22 protein-coding genes are annotated in these 23,042 nt (G+C 40.6%); 13 read left to right on the top strand and 9 right to left on the bottom strand.

What is annotated here, in order from left to right:
* Positions 1-664 precede the first annotated feature (664 nt).
* From ccoN to Q0954_RS15640, 7 genes are all read left to right on the top strand, one after another.
* Positions 665-2,812, top strand: a complete 2,148-nt coding sequence (gene ccoN / locus Q0954_RS15670) for a cytochrome-c oxidase, cbb3-type subunit I (protein WP_299458436.1) — start codon at positions 665-667, stop codon at positions 2,810-2,812.
* A 75-nt stretch (positions 2,813-2,887) separates the two neighbouring features.
* Entirely contained in the window at positions 2,888-3,091 is a 204-nt protein-coding gene (locus tag Q0954_RS15665; protein WP_002698469.1) for a hypothetical protein, read from the top strand.
* On the top strand, positions 3,088-4,014 hold the full coding sequence (locus Q0954_RS15660; protein WP_299458434.1) for a cbb3-type cytochrome c oxidase N-terminal domain-containing protein: 927 nt from the start codon (positions 3,088-3,090) through the stop codon (positions 4,012-4,014). The genes Q0954_RS15665 and Q0954_RS15660 overlap by 4 nt, the downstream gene beginning before the upstream one ends.
* Before the next feature lie 78 nt (positions 4,015-4,092).
* Positions 4,093-4,512, top strand: a complete 420-nt coding sequence (locus tag Q0954_RS15655) for a globin domain-containing protein (RefSeq protein WP_299458433.1) — start codon at positions 4,093-4,095, stop codon at positions 4,510-4,512.
* 107 nt (positions 4,513-4,619) lie between these two features.
* A complete protein-coding gene (gene ccoG, locus Q0954_RS15650; protein ID WP_299458432.1) occupies positions 4,620-6,068 on the top strand; it encodes a cytochrome c oxidase accessory protein CcoG in 1,449 nt (482 codons plus the stop codon).
* A 97-nt stretch (positions 6,069-6,165) separates the two neighbouring features.
* Complete coding sequence (locus Q0954_RS15645) at positions 6,166-6,633, top strand: FixH family protein (RefSeq protein WP_299458431.1); 468 nt, start codon at positions 6,166-6,168, stop codon at positions 6,631-6,633.
* A gap of 130 nt (positions 6,634-6,763) precedes the next feature.
* Positions 6,764-7,498: a sulfite exporter TauE/SafE family protein gene (locus Q0954_RS15640; protein ID WP_299458429.1), complete on the top strand. Its 735-nt coding sequence runs from the start codon at positions 6,764-6,766 to the stop codon at positions 7,496-7,498.
* 103 nt (positions 7,499-7,601) lie between these two features.
* On the opposite strand, the gene Q0954_RS15635 is transcribed toward Q0954_RS15640, so the two are convergent.
* Positions 7,602-8,705, bottom strand: coding sequence for a type III polyketide synthase (locus Q0954_RS15635; RefSeq protein WP_299458427.1), 1,104 nt, complete (start codon positions 8,703-8,705; stop codon positions 7,602-7,604).
* A 334-nt stretch (positions 8,706-9,039) separates the two neighbouring features.
* Between Q0954_RS15635 and Q0954_RS15630 the strand changes: the two genes are divergently transcribed.
* The gene (locus Q0954_RS15630; RefSeq protein WP_299458425.1) at positions 9,040-9,786 is read left to right on the top strand and encodes an ABC transporter permease; all 747 of its coding nucleotides are present in this window, start codon (positions 9,040-9,042) and stop codon (positions 9,784-9,786) included.
* Positions 9,787-9,865: 79 nt separating this feature from the next.
* Here Q0954_RS15630 and Q0954_RS15625 read toward each other — a convergent pair whose 3' ends face one another.
* Positions 9,866-12,715 (bottom strand): exodeoxyribonuclease V subunit beta, encoded by a 2,850-nt coding sequence (locus Q0954_RS15625; RefSeq protein WP_299458423.1) that lies wholly within the window; start codon positions 12,713-12,715, stop codon positions 9,866-9,868.
* Between the two features lie 687 nt (positions 12,716-13,402).
* On the opposite strand from Q0954_RS15625, the gene Q0954_RS15620 reads away from it, so the two are divergent.
* Both Q0954_RS15620 and Q0954_RS15615 read left to right on the top strand, forming a co-directional pair.
* Positions 13,403-13,561, top strand: a complete 159-nt coding sequence (locus Q0954_RS15620) for a hypothetical protein (protein WP_299458421.1) — start codon at positions 13,403-13,405, stop codon at positions 13,559-13,561.
* Positions 13,562-13,583: 22 nt separating this feature from the next.
* On the top strand, positions 13,584-13,943 hold the full coding sequence (locus Q0954_RS15615) for a CoA-binding protein (protein WP_299458420.1): 360 nt from the start codon (positions 13,584-13,586) through the stop codon (positions 13,941-13,943).
* 86 nt (positions 13,944-14,029) lie between these two features.
* Here Q0954_RS15615 and Q0954_RS15610 read toward each other — a convergent pair whose 3' ends face one another.
* Entirely contained in the window at positions 14,030-14,482 is a 453-nt protein-coding gene (locus tag Q0954_RS15610) for a GNAT family N-acetyltransferase (protein WP_299458418.1), read from the bottom strand.
* Positions 14,483-15,181 carry a dTMP kinase gene (gene tmk, locus Q0954_RS15605; RefSeq protein WP_299458416.1) on the bottom strand — a complete coding sequence of 233 codons (699 nt, stop codon included), beginning with the start codon at positions 15,179-15,181 and terminating at the stop codon, positions 14,483-14,485.
* A 372-nt stretch (positions 15,182-15,553) separates the two neighbouring features.
* Between tmk and Q0954_RS15600 the strand changes: the two genes are divergently transcribed.
* Positions 15,554-15,796 carry a hypothetical protein gene (locus tag Q0954_RS15600; protein WP_299458414.1) on the top strand — a complete coding sequence of 81 codons (243 nt, stop codon included), beginning with the start codon at positions 15,554-15,556 and terminating at the stop codon, positions 15,794-15,796.
* Positions 15,797-16,110: 314 nt separating this feature from the next.
* On the opposite strand, the gene Q0954_RS15595 is transcribed toward Q0954_RS15600, so the two are convergent.
* From Q0954_RS15595 to kbl, 4 genes are all read right to left on the bottom strand, one after another.
* Positions 16,111-17,268 carry a formimidoylglutamase gene (locus Q0954_RS15595; protein WP_299458413.1) on the bottom strand — a complete coding sequence of 386 codons (1,158 nt, stop codon included), beginning with the start codon at positions 17,266-17,268 and terminating at the stop codon, positions 16,111-16,113.
* Between the two features lie 162 nt (positions 17,269-17,430).
* Positions 17,431-18,231: an N-formylglutamate amidohydrolase gene (locus tag Q0954_RS15590; RefSeq protein WP_299458412.1), complete on the bottom strand. Its 801-nt coding sequence runs from the start codon at positions 18,229-18,231 to the stop codon at positions 17,431-17,433.
* 24 nt (positions 18,232-18,255) lie between these two features.
* Complete coding sequence (locus Q0954_RS15585) at positions 18,256-18,681, bottom strand: thioesterase family protein (protein ID WP_299458411.1); 426 nt, start codon at positions 18,679-18,681, stop codon at positions 18,256-18,258.
* A 59-nt stretch (positions 18,682-18,740) separates the two neighbouring features.
* Positions 18,741-19,928, bottom strand: a complete 1,188-nt coding sequence (gene kbl / locus Q0954_RS15580; protein WP_299458410.1) for a glycine C-acetyltransferase — start codon at positions 19,926-19,928, stop codon at positions 18,741-18,743.
* A gap of 209 nt (positions 19,929-20,137) precedes the next feature.
* On the opposite strand from kbl, the gene Q0954_RS15575 reads away from it, so the two are divergent.
* Positions 20,138-21,100, top strand: coding sequence for a TIGR01777 family oxidoreductase (locus Q0954_RS15575; protein ID WP_299458409.1), 963 nt, complete (start codon positions 20,138-20,140; stop codon positions 21,098-21,100).
* 131 nt (positions 21,101-21,231) lie between these two features.
* Positions 21,232-21,978 (top strand): hypothetical protein, encoded by a 747-nt coding sequence (locus Q0954_RS15570; protein WP_299458408.1) that lies wholly within the window; start codon positions 21,232-21,234, stop codon positions 21,976-21,978.
* Positions 21,979-22,123: 145 nt separating this feature from the next.
* Here Q0954_RS15570 and Q0954_RS15565 read toward each other — a convergent pair whose 3' ends face one another.
* Positions 22,124-23,020 carry a hypothetical protein gene (locus Q0954_RS15565; protein ID WP_299458406.1) on the bottom strand — a complete coding sequence of 299 codons (897 nt, stop codon included), beginning with the start codon at positions 23,018-23,020 and terminating at the stop codon, positions 22,124-22,126.
* Positions 23,021-23,042: the final 22 nt, after the last annotated feature.

Here is a 23,042-nt window from a genome sequence, read left to right as displayed (position 1 = left end):
TCCTAACCACAAAGCTTATTAAATATCTTTGGTTAGTATATATTCAAACCTAAGACCAAAAGCTTTTTAGCCTGAAATTATTTTTTAAGTAATTGATAATCAGTGAAATAAAATTTTACTTTTTTACTTTTATGAAAATAAGGGAAGCTAAAAACAAGGATTTTTATACGTTATTTCGTAATGGGTGCGGTATTTCGTTAGGCTCTTATAAAGAATTGGGCTGAAGGGTCATTGTATGCTCATGTTTGCTCTGCACTAGGGCAACCATTCCGATAAACCGCGAACTTCCATTGCATTACAGCAAGGGATTGCCCCTACACTTATCGCTTTGCGTTATACATAAACACCTGTATATCAGAGATTTTAAAAACTTCGTACACTCTTAAAATGTATCCGCAGGATGCTTAATAAGAGCCTTTCGTTATTGGTGTAAGTACAACTACTTCAAGCAAATCATACCACCTCATTGAGCTTCCCTCCTATTTTGGCAAGTACATCAACAACAATCATCAAAGTTACCAACCACCACAAAATCAAGAGGTCATTTCAAAAGATGACAATTGTCAGTTTTTGCTCTGTTAGATGTCATTTGTTACCGAAAGGCTTGTGCCTACTTTTGAACCACATTGCGATTAGAATACCCTTAAACTTATACTTTTAAATCATGCAAGTAGAAAAATTTCGGTACGACAATGGGATTGTAAGGCTATTTGTCATTGCCACTGTAGTATTTGCTATTGTGGGGATGACGGTAGGGCTTTTGATAGCCATACAACTCTTTGCTCCTCAATTCAACTTCGGAATACCCTACACTTCTTTTGGGCGTATCCGACCCCTCCACACCAACGCCATCATATTTGCCTTTGTAGGTAACGCTATGTTTGCCGGGGTGTATTACTCTATGCAACGTTTGCTCAAAGCCCGCATGTTTAGCGATGCGCTTAGCCGGGTGCACTTCTGGGGCTGGCAACTGATCATAGTTGCAGCAGCTATCACGTTGCCTCTGGGTATCACTACCAGCCACGAATACGCTGAGCTTGAGTGGCCTATAGACATTGCCATTACGCTGATTTGGGTGGTGTTTGGTATCAATATGATTGGTACCATTATCAAGCGACGTGAGCGACATATGTATGTGGCTATTTGGTTTTACATAGCTACCTTTATCACAGTAGCGGTATTGCACGTGGTAAACTCATTTGAGTTGCCTATCAGCTTTACCAAAAGTTATTATTTGTATGCTGGAGTACAAGACGCACTGGTGCAGTGGTGGTATGGTCACAACGCAGTGGCGTTTTTCTTAACTACTCCATTTTTGGGTATTATGTATTATTACCTGCCCAAAGCAGCCAATCGTCCGGTATATTCTTACAAGCTCTCCATTATTCACTTCTGGGCATTGATATTTATTTACATCTGGGCAGGCCCTCACCACTTATTATATACCTCATTGCCAGGTTGGGCACAGAGCTTAGGGGTTGTTTTTTCTATTATGTTGATAGCTCCTTCATGGGGGGGTATGTTGAATGGTCTTTTGACTTTGCGTGGCGCTTGGGACAGGGTACGTGAAGACCCCATTCTTAAGTTTATGGTAGTGGCGATTACTGCTTATGGTATGGCTACTTTTGAAGGGCCAATGCTGTCGTTAAAGAATGTAAATGCCATTGCTCACTACACCGACTGGATCGTAGCTCACGTACACGTGGGTGGCTTGGGCTGGAACGGTTTTATTATTTTTGGTATGCTTTACTGGATGGTACCACGTATGTGGCAAACCAAGTTGTTTTCTACCCGCCTTGCCAATATTCACTTCTGGATAGGCACACTCGGAATCATTTTTTATGCTTTGCCTATGTATTGGGCTGGTTTTACCCAAAGCTTGATGTGGAAACAGTTTGAACCAGATGGTTTGCTTACTTACAAAAACTTTTTGGATACTACCCTACAGATTGTACCCATGTATGCACTCCGTGCTTTTGGTGGTTTGCTTTACCTTACGGGTGCTTTCATTATGGCATATAACCTTTGGAAAACGGCTGGTCAAGGTAAGTTCCTTGCCAACGAAGATGCTGAGGCTCCTCCTATGGAAACCAAACAACATGCTGTTCATAAAGGTGCATGGCACCGAGTACTTGAGCGTAAGCCTATTTTGTTTACGGTATTGACTACCATTGCTATTTTAATTGGTGGATTGATAGAATTGATGCCTACTTTCCTGATCCAATCTAATGTGCCTACTATTGCCGCAGTGAAACCTTATACGCCACTAGAGCTCGAAGGGCGTGACTTGTATATAAGGGAAGGTTGTGTAGGGTGTCACTCTCAAATGATTCGTCCGTTCCGCTCTGAGGTAGAACGCTACGACCCTGAAGGAGGACAATACTCTAAAGCCGGCGAGTTTGTATACGATCACCCATTTTTGTGGGGCTCTAAACGCACTGGTCCTGATTTGCACCGTTTGGGTGGCAAGTATGGACACAACTGGCACTATCGCCACATGCTCGACCCACGCCTTACATCTCCGGGCTCTATTATGCCTCCTTACCCCTGGCTTATGACCCAAACCTATGACAGAGATGGCATCAAGGCTAAAATAAATGCGATGAGAACTTTGGGGGTTCCTTACCCTGAAGGGTTTGAAAATCAGGCGGCTGATGAAATGGACAAGCAAGCTACTGAGATAGTGACGCAACTTGCCAAGGATAAAATAAAGGTAAGCAAAGACAAAGAGATTGTGGCTTTGATTGCCTACCTACAGCGCCTGGGAACCGACATTAAGGTGAAAGACCAAGATCAGGTCAGCCAAAAATAACGATTGTTCAATGGTTTCACTGTCAAAGGGCTGGCATTAAGCTCCCTTGACAGTGAAGCAATAAAACCATAAAAAATGTTTAAACATTATTTCGAACAAGTTCAAAACATCGAGGTTTTTCCGGTGATTTCACTCATCATATTTTTTAGTTTTTTTCTACTACTCATTATATGGTTATTCAAGGTAGACAAAAAACACATCAGCGAAATGAGGCATTTACCGCTGGATTTAGATGTAACAAAAAATGAATCTCAACACTCTGAAAATACACAGTCATGAGACAAGTAATATATAAGATCTGGCAAAAAACAGGTCTGCTCAAACTCAACAAAAAAGCAAAGTGGCTGGCGGCAATGCTCACTTTGCTCAGTGTTGCTCCATTATGGGCACAAGGAACTGCCGCCCAGGAACCAAGTTATTTTGGCATGCCCAAATCTGAGTTTATGATGGTAATGCTCATTGTATTACTGATTGTGGCTGCAGTATTGGTGCTTACGGTGTCTATGTATGTGGTAGCTATGCTCAACATTATTTTGTTGAAAGACCAACGCGAAAAAGGTTTGAAACCTGACGGTTTGCTCACTGGTATGTGGAAAAACTGGATGAACAAGCAAAACTACCGAGTAGCACTTGAAGACGAGGAAGACATTATGCTTGACCACGAGTATGATGGCATTCGCGAACTGGACAACCACTTGCCTCCTTGGTGGACAGCACTCTTTTATATCTGTATTGTGTTTGCGGTAGTATATATTGCCTTATATGAGGTAACAGGTACATTGCCTAACCAAATAGAAGAGTTTGAAACCGAAATGGCGGTGGCTGCCAAACAGGTAGAGGCTTACAAAAAAACTCAGGCAAACAACATTGACGAAAACAGTGTGAAGTTTGTAAAAGATGATGCTGCTGCGCTTGATGGTGGTAAAGCAATTTTTGTCAAGAACTGCGTTACCTGTCACGGTAAAAATGCTGAGGGAGGCATTGGCCCTAACCTTACTGACGCCTACTGGTTGTATGGTGGCGACATTAAAGGAGTGTTTAAAACCATTAAATATGGGGCCAAAAACGGGATGAAGGCTTGGAAGAAAGACTTAAAGCCTGAAGAAATGCAAAATGTAGCAAGCTATATTTTGACTCTACAGGGTACCAAACCTGCCAACGCCAAAGAACCTCAAGGTAAAAAACTGGAAGCAAAGAAATAGGGAATATACCGGCAGCAGGGGCTGCTTACAGTTGTGTAGCAGCCCGCTTGTCTGGTATTGATGATCAGGTAATTAATAATGACAACACAAGACATAAATTTAGTGCGCAATTCGTGGGTATCGGTATTGGCGCATCGAGATGAAGCAGGCGATACTTTTTATAACTATTTGTTTAAGCAAAATCCACAAGTAAAACGCTTGTTTCAATCAAACACACATATCCAAAATCAAAAGCTGATGTCTTCTATCACTTTGATTGTAACCAAATTGAACAAACTGGACAACATTAAAGAGGAAGTAAAGTTTTTGGCAAAACGACATGTTAACTATCAAGTAAAACCAGCTTACTTCACAGCTTTTGGCAATGCATTTCTTTATATGCTTGCTCAAGTGTTGGGCAATGCCTGGACACACGAAATGAAAACTGCCTGGAAAAAAGTATATCAGTTGATATCTCAGGCTATGATAGAGGGGCTTACAGACAAAACAGATCATTGAGTATCTGCCTGTAAGTTTTACCAGAAAGATAAGCACATAATTGAAGGGCCATTAGGCAAGTTGCCCTGTATAGAAAGACCATCGTAAAAAAGACAATTAATAAACACATGAATAGTTTAGAAGATATTATCGACACGGAAGAGTACCGTGACACTATTGCCACTGTAGACGACAAGGGCAAACGTGTATGGCTTTATCCTAAAAAGCCTAAAGGTAGGTATTACAATCGCCGTAAACTGGTGTCAGTGGTGTTACTCATCTTATTTTTTGGGGCACCATTGATCAAAATAGATGGTAACCCTTTGTTTTTGTTCAATGTTTTTGAGCGCAAGTTTGTCTTGTTTGGCAGGTTGTTTCTGCCGGCAGATTTTCACCTTTTTGTACTTGCTACCATCACTTTTTTTGTATTCATTATTTTGTTTACTGTAGCTTTTGGGCGTGTATGGTGTGGTTGGGCTTGCCCCCAAACTATCTTTATGGAAATGGTTTTTCGCCGCATAGAGTATTGGATAGAAGGCGACGCTAACCAACAGCGGAAACTCAACAAACGCCCTTGGGACAAAGACAAGGTTATTCGTAAAACAAGCAAACAACTTATTTTCTTTGCCATTTCACTGCTTATTGCCCACGCAGCAATGGCCTATATGGTAGGCATTGAGCAAACCATTGCTATTATATCTAAACCTCCTACAGAAAATCTTGCCGGATTTGTTGGACTAATGGCGTTTACAGGGGTTTTTTATGGCGTATTTGCCAAGTTTCGTGAGCAAGCTTGTATAGCAGTATGTCCTTATGGTCGCTTACAAAGCGTGTTGCTTACCAAAGATTCGGTAGGGGTAGCTTACGATTTTGAACGCGGTGAACCCAGAGGAAAACTCAAGAAAAAACAAAGCGCCGCAAATAGCAATAAACCGTTGAAACTGGATGACCTGGAAAAACCACAAGGCGACTGTGTAGACTGTAAGCTTTGTGTACATGTGTGCCCTACTGGTATCGATATTCGCAATGGCTCGCAAATGGAGTGTGTAAACTGCACTGCTTGTATAGATGCCTGCGATGCTGTCATGGAAAAGATAGAAAAGCCCAAGGGGTTGATCAGGTATGCCTCACACAATAACATTGAAAACAAAACCAATTGGAAGCTACGTAACCCACGAGTGCTTGCTTACACCGCCGTTTTATTTATTCTTGTTGGTTTACAGGCTTTTTTATTGATGGAGCGTGGCAAGTATGAGGTTACTTTATTGCGTGCGCCTGGCTCTTTGTACAACGAACAACCGAATGGCAATATTACCAATGTATACAATGCCCGCATTATCAATAAGAGTAACGAAAATGCCTCTTTTACTTTTAAACTTAAAAATAGCAAGGGTAAAATTCACTTTGCAGGTAATACGCTTAAAGTAGCAAAAAGCGAAACTGCTGAGGGGGTATTTGTCTTGGAACTACCTCCAGGTGAGGTAAAATCTCTTAAAACTGAGGTAGAAATAGAGGTATGGGATAGCAAACAAAAAATAGAAACTATCCATACAGTATTTTTAGGGCCAGGAGGTTGACACAAGTTGCACTTTCGAACCAAAAAAGCAAATTTCAAATCTTAACATCAAAAGTCAGTAACTAAAGGGGTTGCTGGCTTCAAAAATATATAAAACTATGAATTGGGGACACAAAATCACTGGAGTAATTATCGTATTTGTGGGTATGATCATGTTTATGGTGGTCAAGGCAATGCGTCAGGATGACATTCACTTGGTGTCTAAAGATTATTATAAAGAAGAGATTGAGTATCAAAACGAAATTAACAAGCTAAAGAATGTTCAAAATCTAAAAGAAGGCTTTGCTTTTCAGTATATCAGCGAACATCAAACTTTTAAGCTCAAATTCCCTAAAAATACTACGAAAGGGCAAGTCACGTTTTTCCGACCAGCAAATGCTCGTAAAGATTTTACAGTGCCAGTAGAAACTGGCACCGATGGTATACAGCTTATTCCTATAGCCAACCGAAAGCTTGACAAAGGGTTTTGGCGAATAAAGATTAACTGGCAAGATGCTCAAAAAAAATACTATGTAGAAAAGCGAATTATCATTGCCAAAGATGGTAACGTGGAGATTAAGGTTTAGAAAGAAGGGGCAAGCTCAGCTTTGGTTTGATGGTTTAGCTTTTACAAAGTGTAGCAATGATCAAACATAAGAATTTACGCTTCGCGCACCATAGAGCAATCAAACAATTTTTAACTCTGTCTTAGTACTTATGTTATTATACACTGCATTTATATTGGGTTTATTGGGTAGTTTCCACTGTGTGGGCATGTGTGGTCCTATTGCCTTTGCTTTACCGATTAGCAAGCGTAACAATGCCCAACTGATCAAAAGTAGAGTATTGTATAACCTGGGGCGAATACTCACCTACACTTTGTTGGGGGCTATTGTAGGTATATTGGGGCGAGGTGTGGTATTGTCTGGTGCCCAGCAGTGGTTATCTATTGGTGTTGGGGTGCTCATCTTGTTATTTTTTATCTTGCCTGGTCGCCTTACCCGCCGCCTTGACATGTTGCGTCCTGTGCAAAAGCTGGTATTTAGGGTAAAACAAAACCTGGGGCATTTGTTTAAGCAAAAAACAGCCAAGTCTTATGTATTGATTGGCACCTTGAACGGCTTTTTGCCTTGTGGATTGGTATACTTGGCAATGGCGGGGGCTATAGCTACAGGAAGTGTAACCCACGCAATGGCTTATATGGCGCTGTTTGGTGCAGGAACTTTTCCGGTAATGCTCACGGTGGCACTGGCAGGCAACTTTATCAAACCTCAGCTCAAAACCCGCATGTACAAACTAGTACCTGTGTTTACCATTACCCTGGCGGTATTGCTTATTGTAAGAGGGCTCAATTTGGGCATTCCTTACCTAAGCCCCAAAATTGTAAAGCATCGTCACCACACCAGCATCGAGTGCTGCGAAGTGCCTGACACAGGTAAGCAACAACCATAAAAATATCAAAAATACTCACTAACGGAGTGTGTTTATAATTAGTCTTTCTGAATACCAACTTCTTTATGAGAAGTTGGTATTTTTTATTGCGGTCAATGTCAACCTAATCATTTGGGCAAAACACCTTCATTAATGCCGACTCCAGGGTAAGCCCCGGACCAAAAGCCATACTCAGAATACGCTGGTCGTGGTGCTCCTCTCCTACTTGCTCCAATAAACGCTTGAGCACAAACAACACTGTAACTGACGACATATTGCCGTATTGCTTTAAAACCTCGTAAGCAGTAGCGTTGGCTTTTTTGGGAATACCCAAACTTTGTTCGATGCGCTCTAATATACGACGCCCACCAGGATGAATGGCAAACAGTTCTATATCAGGCATATTGAGTTGATAGTTTTGCAACAATCTGCCTACCAATGCCTTAAGTTTGCCTTCGAGCAATTGAGGTACATAAGACGAAAGCTTCATCTCGAAGCCATGGTCTTTGATATGCCACGCCATATCTCCTTTGCCATCGGGCTCCAGGTCACAATAAAAACCCTCCAGAGCAATGGCTTTATGAGCAGGCGGATGCCCCTGAAGCAATACTGCCGCTGCTCCATCGGCAAAAATGGCGTTGGCCACCAGGTCATCTTTAGCAGTCGACTTTTGGAAATGCAACGTACACAGCTCTACCCCTACCACCAACACCTTGGCCTTGGGGGTAGCACGACAAATCGTATCGGCCATTTTGAGCGCATTGAAAGCTGCATAACAGCCCATAAAATTAATACAAGTGCGCTGTACTGAATATCTTAAACCCAGTTTTTCTACCAATTCTATGTCAAGCCCTGGGGCATACATACCTGTGCAACTTACTGTAATCAGGTGAGTAATTTCAGCTACAGCAAAATTAGCGGGTAAACAATCAGCTACTGCGGCTGTAGCCAGAGAAGCAGCATGTTGTTCGTATTGCTGCATGCGTTGGGCAGTAGAAGGAAACGTATTGCCTGTATTGGGATAAAAATCAAAATTGTTGGTCTTTGTGTAATCTTCCAGTACCGAATAGCGATAGTCGATAGACGTAGCACGGTACAATAGCTGGAGCTTGCGTGCCTCACGAGGCGATAAGTCCAGAAATTTTACCATAAACTCAGCAGTAGTTTGTTGGGCAATCTGATGAACCGGGTTGGCGGTTCCTATGGAGTGAATATATGTTTTGTTCATGCGCCAGTTGGCTTTGGGTAATGTATCAACGATACACTGGTTTTTGTAAGAAAGTTGCCTACAGATTCATAAAATACTGTTTTAAAACCGGGCAAAAGAATTTTAACCTTTGAAATTAGTGATTGTTTACAAATCTTTATTTTTTGCGTATTGGGTAAAGTTACATTAGCCCTTATGGTTTTAACAAATTTCATCATAACTTCGTTTACAGAAATCGCTTGTATCAAAACTCAAATATACAAGGCAAACATATTTTATCAGGCAAATTGTTCATAAGTCGATGATAAAATATGTACTTTTAAAATCTCAGAACAGAATTGATCATTAAAACAATATGCAGACTTTAGGCAAATACTGTATTTTTATTGCAAGCTTATTTTACAACCGCGAACGTTTTAAAGTATATGTGCGCCTGACCATAGATGAATGTATGCGTATAGGCATAGACTCCGTATTTATTGTAGCTATTACGGCTACTTTTATAGGAGCAGTAGCCGCAGTACAAACCGCTTATAACCTGGTGAGTCCTGCCATACCTTTGTATGTAATAGGTACCATTGTACGCGATATGGCAATACTAGAGTTTGCCCCTACCATTACTTGTATTGTGCTGGCAGGTAAAGTGGGCTCAAACATTGCTGGTGGGCTCGGCACTATGCGTATTACCGAACAAGTAGATGCTATAGACGTGATGGGTATCAACGCTGCCTCTTACCTGGTACTACCCAAAATTACGGCAGCTTTAATCACCATTCCAATGTTATGCGTCATCGCCGGGTTTTTGTCTATTATGGGTGGTTTTATATCAGGCACAATCACTGGCGCTCTTACTGAATCGCAGTACATTTATGGCATCCGTTGGGATTTTAACCCAGGGGGTATCTACTTTGCTATTATCAAATCCTTTGTATTTGCTTACCTCATATCTTCTATATCAGCCTTCAAGGGCTTTTTTACCACCGGGGGAGCATTAGAGGTAGGGCAATCAAGCACCAATGCGGTGACCAGTAGTACCATTGCTATTTTGTTTGCCGATTATATTTTGGCACAATTACTTGCCGATATATTGTTAGGACAATAAGATTAAGCTACATATCACCAAAAAGCTCAACGGTTGGTTAATCGCTGAGCTTTTTGGCTGTAGCCAATACCTGTGTAGTTTATACTTGCTCGGAGGTTTCTTCGGCAGGTTGTTCTGTACCTTCTTCAGTCAACGACCGCTTCCATTTGGCAGTGTTTTTTACTCTTTTATGAATATCGGTAGAGATGAGCTCATCTATATAAAAATACTTGTCTTCGTCCTCTTCTGTTGCCTCACCCTGCGCTTTGGGCTCACCCATTTCTATAGGATAAGTAGCATTGCCTTCTTCCCAAAACTGTCGGTTGAGCAAGTATTGATGCATCAAGGTACTTACTCTTTTTGGGGGCTTTTTAGAAGCAAAGTTTTCAAGGCGGGTAAAAATATACAAACGATCTACAGCACGGGTAAAAGCTACATACAATAAGTTTACATTTTCTATAAATGTTTTTTCTATTTCATTGTGGTATTGGTCGGCCACCAACGTATCAGCCAACTTGCTGCTTACTTGCACTATAGAAGTGCTTAAATAATTGCTAGAATGCTTAAAAGTAAACTCCTCACGGGGTAGGTTTATCCACATAGTAGAGTTACGTTTGGGGGTGTACTCCCATTCGGCAAATGGCAAAATAACCACCGAATACTCCAACCCTTTGGATTTATGGATGGTAGTAATGGTAATAGCATCTTGATCTTTGGGGGTATTGACACTTACTACGTCTTTTTTATCTTCCCAATACTCCAGAAAATCGGTCAAAGTTGTATTTTTTTGCAAGTTAAACTCAATCACCAAGTCAAGAAAACGAAACAAATACTCTAGGCGGTTTTGGTGCTCAAATAATCCAAATATTTCTATCAGTTTCTCTACCAATTCGTAGACTCCCAATTGCTGTAACATTCCTTGGCTAATGTCATACCCCTCGCCTTGGATGTGTTCAAAAAACTCGGCTATAGGTTTTGTAATCAAGCTTTTAATTACATTATTTATCATATCATCAGGGGTAATACGCTTGATCACCCGATAAAATAAATACAATACCTCAGACTTTAACAAGCGGTCGTGCGGGTTTTTGATTAGCTTAAGAAAAGCAATGATAAAGTGTACCTTGTCGTCACTGGCAAGCAACAAAGAGGTTTGAGAAATCACCGGAAAGCCTTTACTTTTCAGAAAAACAGCTATTTCCTGCCCACTGCCATTACTACGGGTGAGCACGGCAATGTCTTTTTTGGCAAAACCCTGGTTGAGCGCCGTAGAAATGGTGACCAAAATATACTCAAGGGTATCGGTATGGTAGGTGTCTTTGTTTACAAATTGTATTTCTACGTGTCCTCCGGTTTTGGTGTTTTGTTCGGGAATCGCCTGTTCAAAATCCTCATCGTATATTTGATCAAGCAATGGAAACTCGTGACGGTAAATGTCTACCAAATCTCGAAAGAAACTGTTGTTAAACTCTATCACCTCACGAGTACTGCGGTAGTTGTGTTTCAACTGGGCTGCCAGATGGTTTTGGTGCAAAGTAGCATAACGGTCGCGCAGCAAGTTAAAGGTGTTTTCTTGCATCAACGAGGGCTGAAGCAATGCCCCAATATTGTTTTTATATAAATGAACCAACTGCTCCATTTCGCCACCTCGCCAGCGGTAAATCGCTTGCTTAGCATCGCCTACTATCAGGTTAAAATTGTGCTCGGCAAGGTTGTTTTCTACCAGTGGCAATAGGTTTTGCCATTGCAGCACTGAGGTGTCCTGAAACTCATCTATCAGAATATGGTTGTACTTCTCCCCTACCCTTTCGTAAATAAAAGGTACGGGTTCGTTAGAGATAATCTCGGCTATTTTTTTGTTGGTGTCCGAAATGTGAATCGAGTTATTTTCTGTTTTTAATTCTTCCAGTTCACTTTCTACCTCGTGGATCAACGCCATTTTGTAAATGTGTGGGGTAATCAACGATACCAACAGGTAAATGCTTTTCAGGTTTCGTAAGTGGGCAATGTCTTGGGCAAGCGAGGGGGCAATGGCGTCTATACCAGGGTTCGCCTTGCCCGAATACCACTTATTATTATTCAATGCTTGCATTACATAACTGTTGGCAGGTTTTTCCAGGTCTTTGCCTTGAGCCAGTTTTTGAAAGTAGCCCCCTACCCCTTTGGCTTTCTGAAAAAAATCATTGACTCCCACCCCTTGCGCTTGCATTAGGCTCAGGCCTTGTTCGGCAATGGTTACAATTTGACTCTTAAGGTTTTTCTTATAATTAAAGAGTTCTTCTTTGATAACTTGAAAGTCATCTACAGTCAATTGTTTCAACTGGTTGAGGTAGTTATAAGATCTTTCATTCATCAAATCTTTAGAAAAGTCAGCAAGTTCGGGCGCAATTTGTCCCCAGTTTTTACCTTCTTCTGCCTTCTTTTCTGCCCAATCTACCAGTATGTTCGACAGGTTTTCTTTGGTTTCTCGCCCTACCTTTGCCAACACCCGGTCTATAGCAGTTTCTAATAATTTATCGGTGTCCAGGTCTACATCATAGTTATAAGGAATGTCTAGTTCTTGGGTAAAAGCCGTGGTAATTTTATTGACAAATCGGTCGATGGTACTTACGGCAAAGTCGCTGTAGTTATAAATAATTTTGACAAATACTTTTTGCGCTCTTATTCTGAGTTTGTCAGGCGCTACCTCTAGCTCTTCGGCTATGCCAAACAACAACTGATCGCTCCCTTTTCGGGCTTTATCGTCTAGTGTATCGGGTTGGGCAAACCCTTGCAAAGCATTGACAATACGTGCCTTCATTTCATTGGCAGCATCATTGGTAAATGTGATGGCCAAAATGTATTTGAAGTAGTGAGGTTGGTCTCCTTGCAAGGCAAGTTTCAGGTACTCTCTGGTAAGCGTGTAGGTTTTGCCCGAACCTGCCGAAGAACTGTATATTTTAAAAAGCATTTATTCTTGTTTTGAATGAGGGCAGGTCAGCTTTTAGAGCTTGTTTGGAGTTCATTCTTTGGCGTCCTAGTGCGACTTTGACTAGCAGTACTTTGTTATATTTTTCGTCAATAGCGCTGCTATTCACTCAAAATCTAACGCATACTACTAGCAAATTCATCACAACTACTCTCAAAAACGAAAGTCCAAACAAGCTCTTAGCAAAATTGCCTGCCTGTTTGCTATAAACTTGATGTCAATTGTTATTATAAAGTTAATCAACATTCGCCAGAATCTGTTAACTCCCCCAAGTGTTTTCAAAAATATCCGGCACTGTTAACTGTTTTTTATCCAAATTACTCCTTGTATGCAAAAATATAAAAAACTGGTTATCAGACAAATAAGTAGGGTTATTGAAGTTTATTTGATTTTTTTAAATAAAAATAGTACTCTAAGTGCTCGATAAGACTGGTTTGGCAGGCTTGTTTAGGGAGCAAACAAGAAATAACTTACCCATTTTGTAGCTGCTCTTTTGCCCCGAGACTTTGTTACTTTTTGCAGCCGTAGCTCTGCTATGACTTTAAAAAGTGCCGCGTCTCAGAATAAAATAGCTTGCAAAGAACAGGTATACTATTTTTTAATTGCTCCCTTATCCTTCAGAACATTGGTTATACAATAAATGTTTGTATAGTTAAAATACCCTAAATTATGAGTACACTACAAATTACAGAAGAACAAAAAGAAAAGTTGGCTAAAATTACTGAGGAAAATTTTTGGCATATAGCCAAGCAAGTACAAGACGATGTAAAGGTGCTGAATGAACAAAAGGAAGAGGAAAAAACAGCACAAACACCTCCCTCAGAATAACTAAAAAAAAGTAAATCAACCAATGAAAAACACACTGATTCTAGGAGCAACCACCAACCCCTCACGTTATGCTTTTTTGGCGGCAGACCGCCTCGCTGGACATGGTCACGAGATTTTTCCGGTGGGTATAAAAAAGGGACAAGTATTTGGCAAAGACATCATCAATGACAAAAAGGTAATCAGCAATATAGATACCATTACGCTATATATTGGGGCTCGCCACCAAAGCGAATGGTACGACTATATATTGAAAACCAAGCCCAAACGCTTGATTTTTAATCCTGGTACCGAAAACATGGAGTTGGCGCAGCTTGCCAAAGACAATGGCATAGAGCCTGTGTTTGCCTGTACGCTGGTCATGTTGTCTACTGGGCAGTATTAAACTCACAAGCGATCTTATCACAAGATAAGGTCGCTTGTTTTTTATTTTCATTACAATCACTGAGTATATCGCTCAACTACACTCGCCTACTTCAACGCTTTCTTCATACATACACTTGTGGCTAACCCAGCATATTGCCCGTAGTTATCCATCAGTTCATAACCCGCCTTGGTATATAACCTAATCGCCTCTACTTGCTTTACTCCAGTTTCCAATACACAAGTGGTAAACCCCTCTTCTGCAGCCCACTGTTCCAAATGTTGCAGCATTGTCTGGGCAATACCCTTACCTCGATGATCGGGGTGCACAAACATGCGTTTGAGTTCTATGGTTTGCTCATTGTAAGGTTTGATAGCCCCACAGCCTGCCGCTACTCCATTGCTATAAGCCACTAGCACCCAGCGTATAGCGTCTACCTTGTTGTATTGGGCATAAAAATCATGATCTTCTCCATCTTGCACCTTCAGATAAGCATCCAGGTGTTTGATGAGCTCTATAAAATCTTCGTTGTCCGAATGAGTTCTTTCTAAGGTAATCATTTATCCTTCGCTCAATTGATCAAACCTTGCTTTTATCTCGGCATGAATTTGCTCCGGGGGCAAATAATTTCCGTCCTCGTCTGAACATTTGACCAAATGAAAATCGGGTTGTTCTTTGACCATCTGCAAGTACTCTTGGCGCACTTTTTCTTGCAAATCGAGTGAGTCTTCGTGAATATCGCTTTTACCTTGTAAATAGGCACGATCGTCGCCTTCGCGTTGGTTGGTTAACGATTTTTTAATCGAAGCAAAAGGCACATCTAAAAACAGAGAAGAAGCCGGTCGAGGCAGCAAATTAAATTCATATTCAAACTCTAGAATCCACTTCTTGAGGGTGTCTTTTTCTGTTTGGTTGTCAAACTTAGCACATTGAAAAGCAATGTTAGAGTTGACATAACGATCGGCAATGACTACGTACCCATCGGCAAGCCATTGCTTGATTTGCGCCAAATGCTCTACCCGGTTGCCCGCAAATATCAAAGCAGCTATTTTGGGGTGTACCTGGTTTAGGGCACCCAAATCACCACGTAAAAATTCAGCTGTAAGTTGTCCATAGTAACCCTCGCTCATGACCGGAAAATGAATGTGTTGGTACTTGATACCTGCATTTTGCAAGTGAGCCGTGATGAGCTTAAGCTGGGTTGACTTACCTGAACCGTCCAGCCCTTCTATTACAATAAATTTATTGGGTTTTGTCATTGTTCTATTAGAAATTAATTTGCTGGCGCAAATATAGTAATAGTCTACAGCTTTTAGTCCTTGGCCCATTGCAAACTTAAGGCTGAAAATTGGCACACTACAGCTCCAGTGTATGGGGAGTCAATACCGCATTTTATTGTAATCAATGCATTGAAATGAGGGCATAAGGAAGTATTTTTAAGGTAGTTGTAATGCAAGCAAGTGCAATATATAAGCCACTGAATATCAACATATTAAAACTCAAAAACCTTTGATTTTGATGGTTTTTTTGTTATCTTTACACCATATTCTCAGGGTGAGAATATAGCCCAAGAGGTATTAGTTTGGAGACTTCCCTCAAGGGCTTTTAATAAACAATAAATATTTATTAGCATGCAATATAAAACATTTGTATCAGCTGCCCAAAGTGTAGAGGCACCCATTGCTTTAGACATTACATTATTCGAACAATCGGTTCGTAGCCGTATCGAGGCTTTTGCGCTCAATGCTGACGTACTCATTGAACATTGTCAACAACCAGGTTTAGTCAATGTTGCCCAACATTTAGAGCAAAGGCTTTTAGAAATCCGTTTTTTACTCAACGATTTGAGTTTTTTACACGCCCATCAAGCCTAAGGAATGGTACCAAAATAAATTTACATTCTTAACCTCATCTTTTGAGGCTATACTTTGTTAAAAAATAGCCGAATAGCGCTGCTATTAGCCGATTTTTTGCCTCGTCTAGCAACAAAATATTTTATTAAACCATAGAAATTTATTTTTACACCATTCCTAATAAATTTTATACCCTCCAGGTTTTTTAAAACCTGGAGGGTATAATTCTCTTTTAACAGAATATTCTCCTCAAATTTATTAGACAGCCTCTAACCTGACAAAAGCCATTTAGCCACAAAGCAATACCAGCATTGATTACTCATCGTTCCAAAAAACTACCCCAACTTATTATAAGTCATCAGCCAACGATCGGGTATATCTCCACGGCTGGCTTTTTGGTAATCTTTATAACTACAGGGCACAATCATTTTTTCTTTATTAGAAGTAACAGTCTGAGGGTAAGGCACTTCCATCCACCATTTTTGGGTAACCTTGTGTTTATAGAATATAATGTTGCTGGAGTTGTTTAGTCTCGAAACTACATATTTCATAAAGGCATTGCCATTAAAATTGAGCTCATCGGTGCGGTGATAATACCCCTCTACAAAATACCAAATCATGGTAGCAATCAACGAAGCCGTTTGATGGCGCACATCTTCATCGGGGTTGTACTCATAAAAACCAATAGAGCTCAAGCGTGCGCTTAACCCCGCATACCAACAAATCTGACAAGCTTCTTCTCCAGTTAGCCCAAAGTTTTGCGCATTTCGGTTGCCTACAGCATCACTCATTTTGATGGCGGTCAGGTCAAAGCTCAACATATCAGCGTTGCGCACCACTGGTTCTATTTCATTCAGGTCGTCCCGCATTTGTCCTACACTGTACGCATCAAAATTGAGTTTTTCGAGGGTTTCGAGGGTTTTAGGGGAGTTAAGGTAACTTTGGTAGCCTAAGTGACTAAAAGCAAACAAATAACCGGGTTGGTGAGTAAGCATTTTATGTACATGGCAAGTGCTCATATCTGGCAAGGGGGTTTGCTCAAGGTCTATGCAAGCATCTACATTTACCATATTGATAATTTTACCTGCCTGTTCGTATGCTAAAAACTGCCCCAAAGTCAGGTCGTGTGACCCTCCTAATACAATGGGGATCACGTTTTTATTGAGTAAAAACTCACAAGATTGACGCAAACGAGTGTAGGTTTCTTCGAGACTCATCCCACTACGTAAATTACCTAAATCTACAATCTGATAAGCCCCTTTGCCTTTCTTCAGGCGATACAGGCGTTTACGAATTTCGTTGGCGGCTTTTGCCACTCCCTGATTGGTTTTGGTACCCCGTTCTTCGGTTACCCCAATAATTGCTAAATGCTTTTTCTCCCATTTTATTGGTCTTTTATCATAGACCTGCACATGCTCATACCAAGTATCAGTACCTGCTATTCCTTCAAAAAGGGTCTTGTCTAATGCATCGAAAAAGAGCGTAAAGTCCATAATGGTACCTGGGTCTTTTAAAACAGTTTGAGCAAATATAGTTTTAATTCAGCACAAGCTGCAAGTAGTCAACTATAAGATCAGTATTTAATTCTAGTAATCTACAACTACTTTATTCTTTATAAATATTTAAACAATTGATTATCAAAAGCTTTACTTATATTAATCCAAGTTTTTCAATGCTGTTATCAATTGGGTAAACATAGGTTTTAAGATTGCTTTTAACTTTTCGGCACGCTCAGGAGCATACTCAGTTTCGGCATCGTTCATGTACAAAACCTTGCTGCGTTCGAGCTGTAGTGCATGACGCTTGCGCGATGGTTGTCCAAACGAACGAGTGATGTGTCCCCCCTTAAAAAGAGTATTGTGCTCCAGCGAATAATCACCTGCTGCCAAACCTTCAAGCGCAATTTTAATTAACGCTGCATGTGCCGATTTCTCGTCGTTACTTCCCAACAACAGATCAGGGAAAGGATTCGAATGAATGGTTTTTACTACCTGTCTTATAGAATGTGCATCGTATAATAACACATGGGGGAAATCTTTTTGCAAATCATCCAACAAATCATTTACCTTCTGGTGGTAAGGCAAGTAATAGGCCTCTAGTCTTCGTTGTACTTCGGCAGGGTCAGGAGTTGCCCCTATATACAATGACTCACCCAGGAAATTGGTAGTAGGTGTCAATGCTGTAATTACTCTGCCATCATTGTACAAAGGTTTGCTCTCAGGGTTACGGTTCAAATCTATTACCCAACGGCTATAGTGCGCTTTAATCACTGTAATACCCAAGGCTGGGGCAAAATCATACAAACGGTCTACAAACCAATCAGTATCGTCGGGTTGAGCAATCAGTTCGGGTACATATTGTGACTTAATATCGTCAGGAAAAGCTACTCCGCAATGGGGTACACTTATCACAATAGGCACTCTGGGTGCAGTGGGGGCTATAATTTGGTAAGTCATTTTTTTAGGCTTGATTGGTTTTAATTATTTGCGTTCATACGCCAACATTTTGTCTTTGAGCACCTGTGGCAAAGGGGCTTTTTCTCGTTTCGAGTAATCATAACTCACAATGCGCGATGTACCCTTGGCAGCTATTTGTTGGTGTTGGTGACTCACTACAACATGTTCCATGACAAAACCAAACTCATAAAAGCTATCTGTTTGTATTCGGGTAGCAATAGAGATAGTATCAGGGTGTATCAAAGGGATGCGGTAACGACAACTGGTTTCGGCAAGGATAGGTCCTATTTGGTCAAAATCAGAAAAACCAACCTCATCAAAATAAGCAATGCGTCCACTTTCAAAATACCTAAAATATACGGTATTGTTGATATGTTGTGCCGCGTCCATATCGCCCCAGGCTATTTTTTGTTCTATTACCGACGGATAGTCTTTTAGTAAGTCTTGCATGTGTGTTTCAATAAAATACCTGCCAGCACTGAGATACCGACAGGTATATTTTAAATGATTTATATTACTCCTAATTCTTTACCTACTTCGGTAAATGACTCAATGGCTTTGTCAAGATGGTGACGTTCGTGTACTGCCGAAATTTGCACTCGAATACGTGCTTGCCCCTTAGGTACTACCGGGTAGTAAAACCCAATGACATAAATGCCCTTGGCGAGGAGTTTTTCGGCAAACTTTTGCGAAAGTGGTGCATCGTACAACATAATAGGTACAATGGCATGTACACCCGGCTTAATATCGAACCCGGCAGCGGTCATTTTTTCACGGAAGTAGGTCGTGTTGTCTTCCAGCTTATCGCGCAAAGCAGTGGTTTCTGAAAGCATTTTAAATACCTCGATAGATGCCCCTACAATGGCGGGCGCCAACGTATTAGAAAACAAATAAGGACGTGAACGCTGGCGTAGCATTTCTATGATTTCTTTTTTACCTGTAGTAAAACCACCAGAGGCACCTCCCATAGCCTTGCCCAAAGTACCTGTTACAATGTCTACCCTGTCCATCACCCCACAATGTTCGGGTACACCACGCCCAGTTTTACCCATAAATCCGGTAGAGTGGCATTCGTCCGTCATTACCAACGCCTTGTATTTGTCGGCAAGGTCACAAATTTTATCCATTTGGGCTATAGTGCCATCCATCGAAAAAACTCCATCAGTTACAATGATACGGTGGCGACAGTTTTGGCTTTCTTTCAGCCTTTCTTCCAGGTCTGCCATGTCGTTATGCTTGTAACGAAAACGCTGAGCCTTGCACAGTCTTACGCCGTCAATGATAGAAGCATGGTTTAACTGGTCAGAAATGATGGCGTCTTCAGCATTGAACAGAGGCTCAAAAACTCCCCCGTTGGCATCAAAAGCTGCGGCATATAAAATGGTATCTTCGGTGCCAAAAAACTCAGAAATACGACGTTCAAGCTCTTTGTGAATATCTTGAGTACCACAAATAAAACGCACCGAAGCCATTCCAAAGCCATATTTCTCTAAGGCATTTTGGGCTGCTTTGATTATTCGTGGGTGATTTGCCAAGCCCAAATAGTTGTTGGCACAAAAGTTAATCACCTCACCCGCTTCATCGGTGGTAATGTCAGCGGTTTGCTGTGAGGTAATAATACGTTCTGATTTATATAAACCAGCTTCTTTTATTTCAGCCAGTTCTTTTTCCAATACAGGTTTAAGAGTCTCGTACATAATGATTGTGTATTTTGTAATAGTTCCGCACTGGAGCAAACGCTCCACAAGAAAATTGAAGGTAGAAAACAAGTAGGAGAATGCAAAATTTAGGTTTTCTGATTTTTCGGAGGCATAAAAAGCAACAATAAAATCAAACTTTCAGAAAATTCTGAAACTTCTATTAAAAAAATCCCGTTATACAACTACCCACTACCTTTATATAGAACATGAACAAGCAAAGAAAAATAATAATACCAGGTGGTACTGGATTTATAGGTCAGGTAATGGCCAAGCATTTTGTGGCACAAGGCGATGAGGTGATTATATTGACCAGAAAAAAAAGCACCCAAAAAGATGGTGTTCAATATGTACAATGGGATGGCAAAACTTTAGACAGTTGGGCAACTACTTTTGAGGGAGCAGATGCTGTTATCAATATGGCAGGAAGAACAGTCAACTGCCGTTATAATGAGAAAAACAAGCAACAAATTTACGACTCACGCTTGTTCTCTACTGAGGTGATAGGGGTAGCTATAGCCCAATGTGAGCACCCACCTGCACTTTGGATCAATGCCGGGTCGGCTACTATTTATCGCCATGCACTAGACCGCCCTATGGATGAAGCTACCGGGGAATTTGGTAGTGGTTTTTCGGTAGATGTATGCCAAAAATGGGAAGCTACTTTTGACAAAATGAAAACACCTCATACTCGTAAATTGATGCTAAGAATTGCCATGGTATTGGGGCGTGAAGGCGGAGTAATACCCCCTTTCATGAATTTGGTAAAACGTGGTTTGGGTGGTACTCAAGGCAAAGGCAATCAATTCATTAGCTGGATACACGAATACGATTTTGTAAGGGTAATAGAGTGGTTAATGGCACACAAAGAAGTGACAGGCGTATTGAACGTGTCGAGCCCCCACCCTGAGCCCAATCAAAAGTTTATGAAAACTTTGAGGCAGGTCATGAACGTTCCTTTTGGTTTACCTGCCACCCAATGGATGCTCGAAATAGGTGCTTGGTTTATTGGTACTGAAACCGAACTAATTGTAAAAAGCCGTCAAGTAGTACCAGGGCGTTTGCAAGCATTAGGCTTTGCCCTCAAGTACCCTTATTTGAAAGAAGCCTTCGAAGAAATTATACATGGTCAACGAAGTCCTCAAACTACTCAGGAAATAGTAAATGGCTAAACTATTGTAAGATTGATGATTGTTAAACTCTCTTTTGGATTTTCTAAAAGAGAGTTTTTTTTATGTAAAAGCTTTTATTCCAAGGATTTAACGAACATATTTATGCATTCACAAATTATCGACATTAGATTATGCAAACTATCTCTAAACACTCGGTTAGCTCTTTACTCCTGACCTTGCTGGTAACAAGCTTCTGGAGTTGCAAAACGGTTAAAACTCCTACAACCACTCAAAACTCCATTGCCAATATTGTTTCTGGATACGATCAGGTACCTTCTGAAGACTACAAAGCTCCTATAGTGACTGCCATGAAAAAAGGCTGGAAGCCTATGCCCAAAGATCAGGTAAAAGCAGAAGTAAAAAAGCTGATTGCTCAAGTCAATATTTATCCAGTACCCGCAAACACGTTTTATTATCAACAATATGTTACTGGTAGTACCAACGCTGGTTTTACTACATTTTATCGGGTATTTGGGGGAGTCGCTGCCCTGGGGGGTTCTTTCGTAACACTGAAGCCTATCAAAAGCAAAGAAAAAACTATCAAAGAAAGTGCTTTAATTACTGCCTGGGGCAATACTGTTACCTGGGAGGCAAAAATACAAGTACCGAAGGGAACCATCATTAGTGTAGGTTTAGCCGGACCACAGTTGAGCACCAAATCTCCTCCTCAGTTTTTAGCCGGAGGAGGCAGCCAAATGATTTTACCGTTTGGATGGATAAAAAATGCCCGTTATAAGGTGGCTGTGCGCAAGTTAGACGCCAGCGGTAAGCCTATTAGTAACTTCAAAGACATTCCTTTTAGTCAAAGAGCAGCTCTACAAACCGCAATTAAAACCAATGATAAATTTACTATCAAGCGAATTATGGGCATAGAATAGTAATACTATCGAAAAGAAAAAGCACCTGCATTGCAAGGTGCTTTTTACCAAAAAATATTGAGGGAATTATTATTTTTGAGCTAATTTGACTGGCTCTTTATATTTTTATTGCCTTTTGTAGGCTAATATTTTTAATCAGTATTATTTACTGTTTTTTGGTAAACTTGCCAATAAATAAAACTTCTTCTGTTTCAGTACTCATCACTCGCCAGTAATATAAACCTTGTTTCAATGACTTGGTATTGAGTGTTGTTTTACCAGATTTATTCGGGAAATTATATGTTTTCATAATCTGGTTTTTATTGTTGTATACTTTTACAGTGATGTTTTCAACCGAAGTATCATTCGATTTCCATTGAATGAGCATTTCATTGCCTACTGATGGAGTTTTTTGGGGTTGAATAATTTCAAACTTTAATTTAGACTGGTTTTCACTGCGGTTTTTTAAAACACTTGATTGCTCTAAAATAAGCTTTTCAAATGTGTCATTTACTTCAAAATTGGTAGCCAAAAAAGCCATTTCTTGTGTTGCCTTTGGCTTTTTCTCTGTCACAGTCTTTGCTGTCTTTTCAGGTATTTTAGTGGGTTTGCTGTCTTTTCGCTCATACTCTACAGTAAGCACCTTAGAATTTTTACTGCTAGAGGCTTGGTTCCAATCAATGTTTGAAAACATCAAACTTACGGCTACCAAACTTACAAAAAGTAAAGCTATAGCAGCAGCATAACGGTTGCTTACTCTACGTGGAAAAAATATTGGTTTAACAGTTGCGCGTTGATCTTTTTGGTTAAGGGGTGCATTAGCGGCTAGTTGATGTTTGTTTGAGTTAGTTTTTTTATTTGTAAGGCTCAGATCCAAACCTTTCAATAAGATTTCTTCATCCAGAAAGTCGGTAAATGCGGTTAACTTTCTATAATCGTTTACATCACTGATAAATTCCTGGTCTGTGGCCATTAGCTGGTCAAAAATACTTCGCTCAGCAGCACTTAGTCTGCCATCAAAATACTTTTCTATTAGCTCAAACTTTGATTCATTATCTCTCATTGTACCATCCATAAATTTTGTC

This window comes from uncultured Microscilla sp., assembly GCF_947493425.1.
In the GTDB taxonomy this organism is placed as follows: domain Bacteria; phylum Bacteroidota; class Bacteroidia; order Cytophagales; family Microscillaceae; genus Microscilla.
The sequence above is the reverse complement of the archived record's forward strand: the minus strand, read 5'-3'. Positions and strand labels throughout refer to the sequence as shown.

Bases quoted from the DNA above. Each gene is read 5' to 3' on its own strand.
- ccoN (WP_299458436.1), top strand. From the start codon at position 665: ATGCAAGTAGAAAAATTTCGGTACGACAATGGGATTGTAAGGCTATTT.
- Q0954_RS15665 (WP_002698469.1), top strand. From the start codon at position 2,888: ATGTTTAAACATTATTTCGAACAAGTTCAAAACATCGAGGTTTTTCCG.
- Q0954_RS15660 (WP_299458434.1), top strand. From the start codon at position 3,088: ATGAGACAAGTAATATATAAGATCTGGCAAAAAACAGGTCTGCTCAAA.
- Q0954_RS15655 (WP_299458433.1), top strand. From the start codon at position 4,093: ATGACAACACAAGACATAAATTTAGTGCGCAATTCGTGGGTATCGGTA.
- ccoG (WP_299458432.1), top strand. From the start codon at position 4,620: ATGAATAGTTTAGAAGATATTATCGACACGGAAGAGTACCGTGACACT.
- Q0954_RS15645 (WP_299458431.1), top strand. From the start codon at position 6,166: ATGAATTGGGGACACAAAATCACTGGAGTAATTATCGTATTTGTGGGT.
- Q0954_RS15640 (WP_299458429.1), top strand. From the start codon at position 6,764: ATGTTATTATACACTGCATTTATATTGGGTTTATTGGGTAGTTTCCAC.
- Q0954_RS15635 (WP_299458427.1), bottom strand. From the start codon at position 8,705: ATGAACAAAACATATATTCACTCCATAGGAACCGCCAACCCGGTTCAT.
- Q0954_RS15630 (WP_299458425.1), top strand. From the start codon at position 9,040: ATGCAGACTTTAGGCAAATACTGTATTTTTATTGCAAGCTTATTTTAC.
- Q0954_RS15625 (WP_299458423.1), bottom strand. From the start codon at position 12,715: ATGCTTTTTAAAATATACAGTTCTTCGGCAGGTTCGGGCAAAACCTAC.
- Q0954_RS15620 (WP_299458421.1), top strand. From the start codon at position 13,403: ATGAGTACACTACAAATTACAGAAGAACAAAAAGAAAAGTTGGCTAAA.
- Q0954_RS15615 (WP_299458420.1), top strand. From the start codon at position 13,584: ATGAAAAACACACTGATTCTAGGAGCAACCACCAACCCCTCACGTTAT.
- Q0954_RS15610 (WP_299458418.1), bottom strand. From the start codon at position 14,482: ATGATTACCTTAGAAAGAACTCATTCGGACAACGAAGATTTTATAGAG.
- tmk (WP_299458416.1), bottom strand. From the start codon at position 15,181: ATGACAAAACCCAATAAATTTATTGTAATAGAAGGGCTGGACGGTTCA.
- Q0954_RS15600 (WP_299458414.1), top strand. From the start codon at position 15,554: ATGCAATATAAAACATTTGTATCAGCTGCCCAAAGTGTAGAGGCACCC.
- Q0954_RS15595 (WP_299458413.1), bottom strand. From the start codon at position 17,268: ATGGACTTTACGCTCTTTTTCGATGCATTAGACAAGACCCTTTTTGAA.
- Q0954_RS15590 (WP_299458412.1), bottom strand. From the start codon at position 18,231: ATGACTTACCAAATTATAGCCCCCACTGCACCCAGAGTGCCTATTGTG.
- Q0954_RS15585 (WP_299458411.1), bottom strand. From the start codon at position 18,681: ATGCAAGACTTACTAAAAGACTATCCGTCGGTAATAGAACAAAAAATA.
- kbl (WP_299458410.1), bottom strand. From the start codon at position 19,928: ATGTACGAGACTCTTAAACCTGTATTGGAAAAAGAACTGGCTGAAATA.
- Q0954_RS15575 (WP_299458409.1), top strand. From the start codon at position 20,138: ATGAACAAGCAAAGAAAAATAATAATACCAGGTGGTACTGGATTTATA.
- Q0954_RS15570 (WP_299458408.1), top strand. From the start codon at position 21,232: ATGCAAACTATCTCTAAACACTCGGTTAGCTCTTTACTCCTGACCTTG.
- Q0954_RS15565 (WP_299458406.1), bottom strand. From the start codon at position 23,020: ATGAGAGATAATGAATCAAAGTTTGAGCTAATAGAAAAGTATTTTGAT.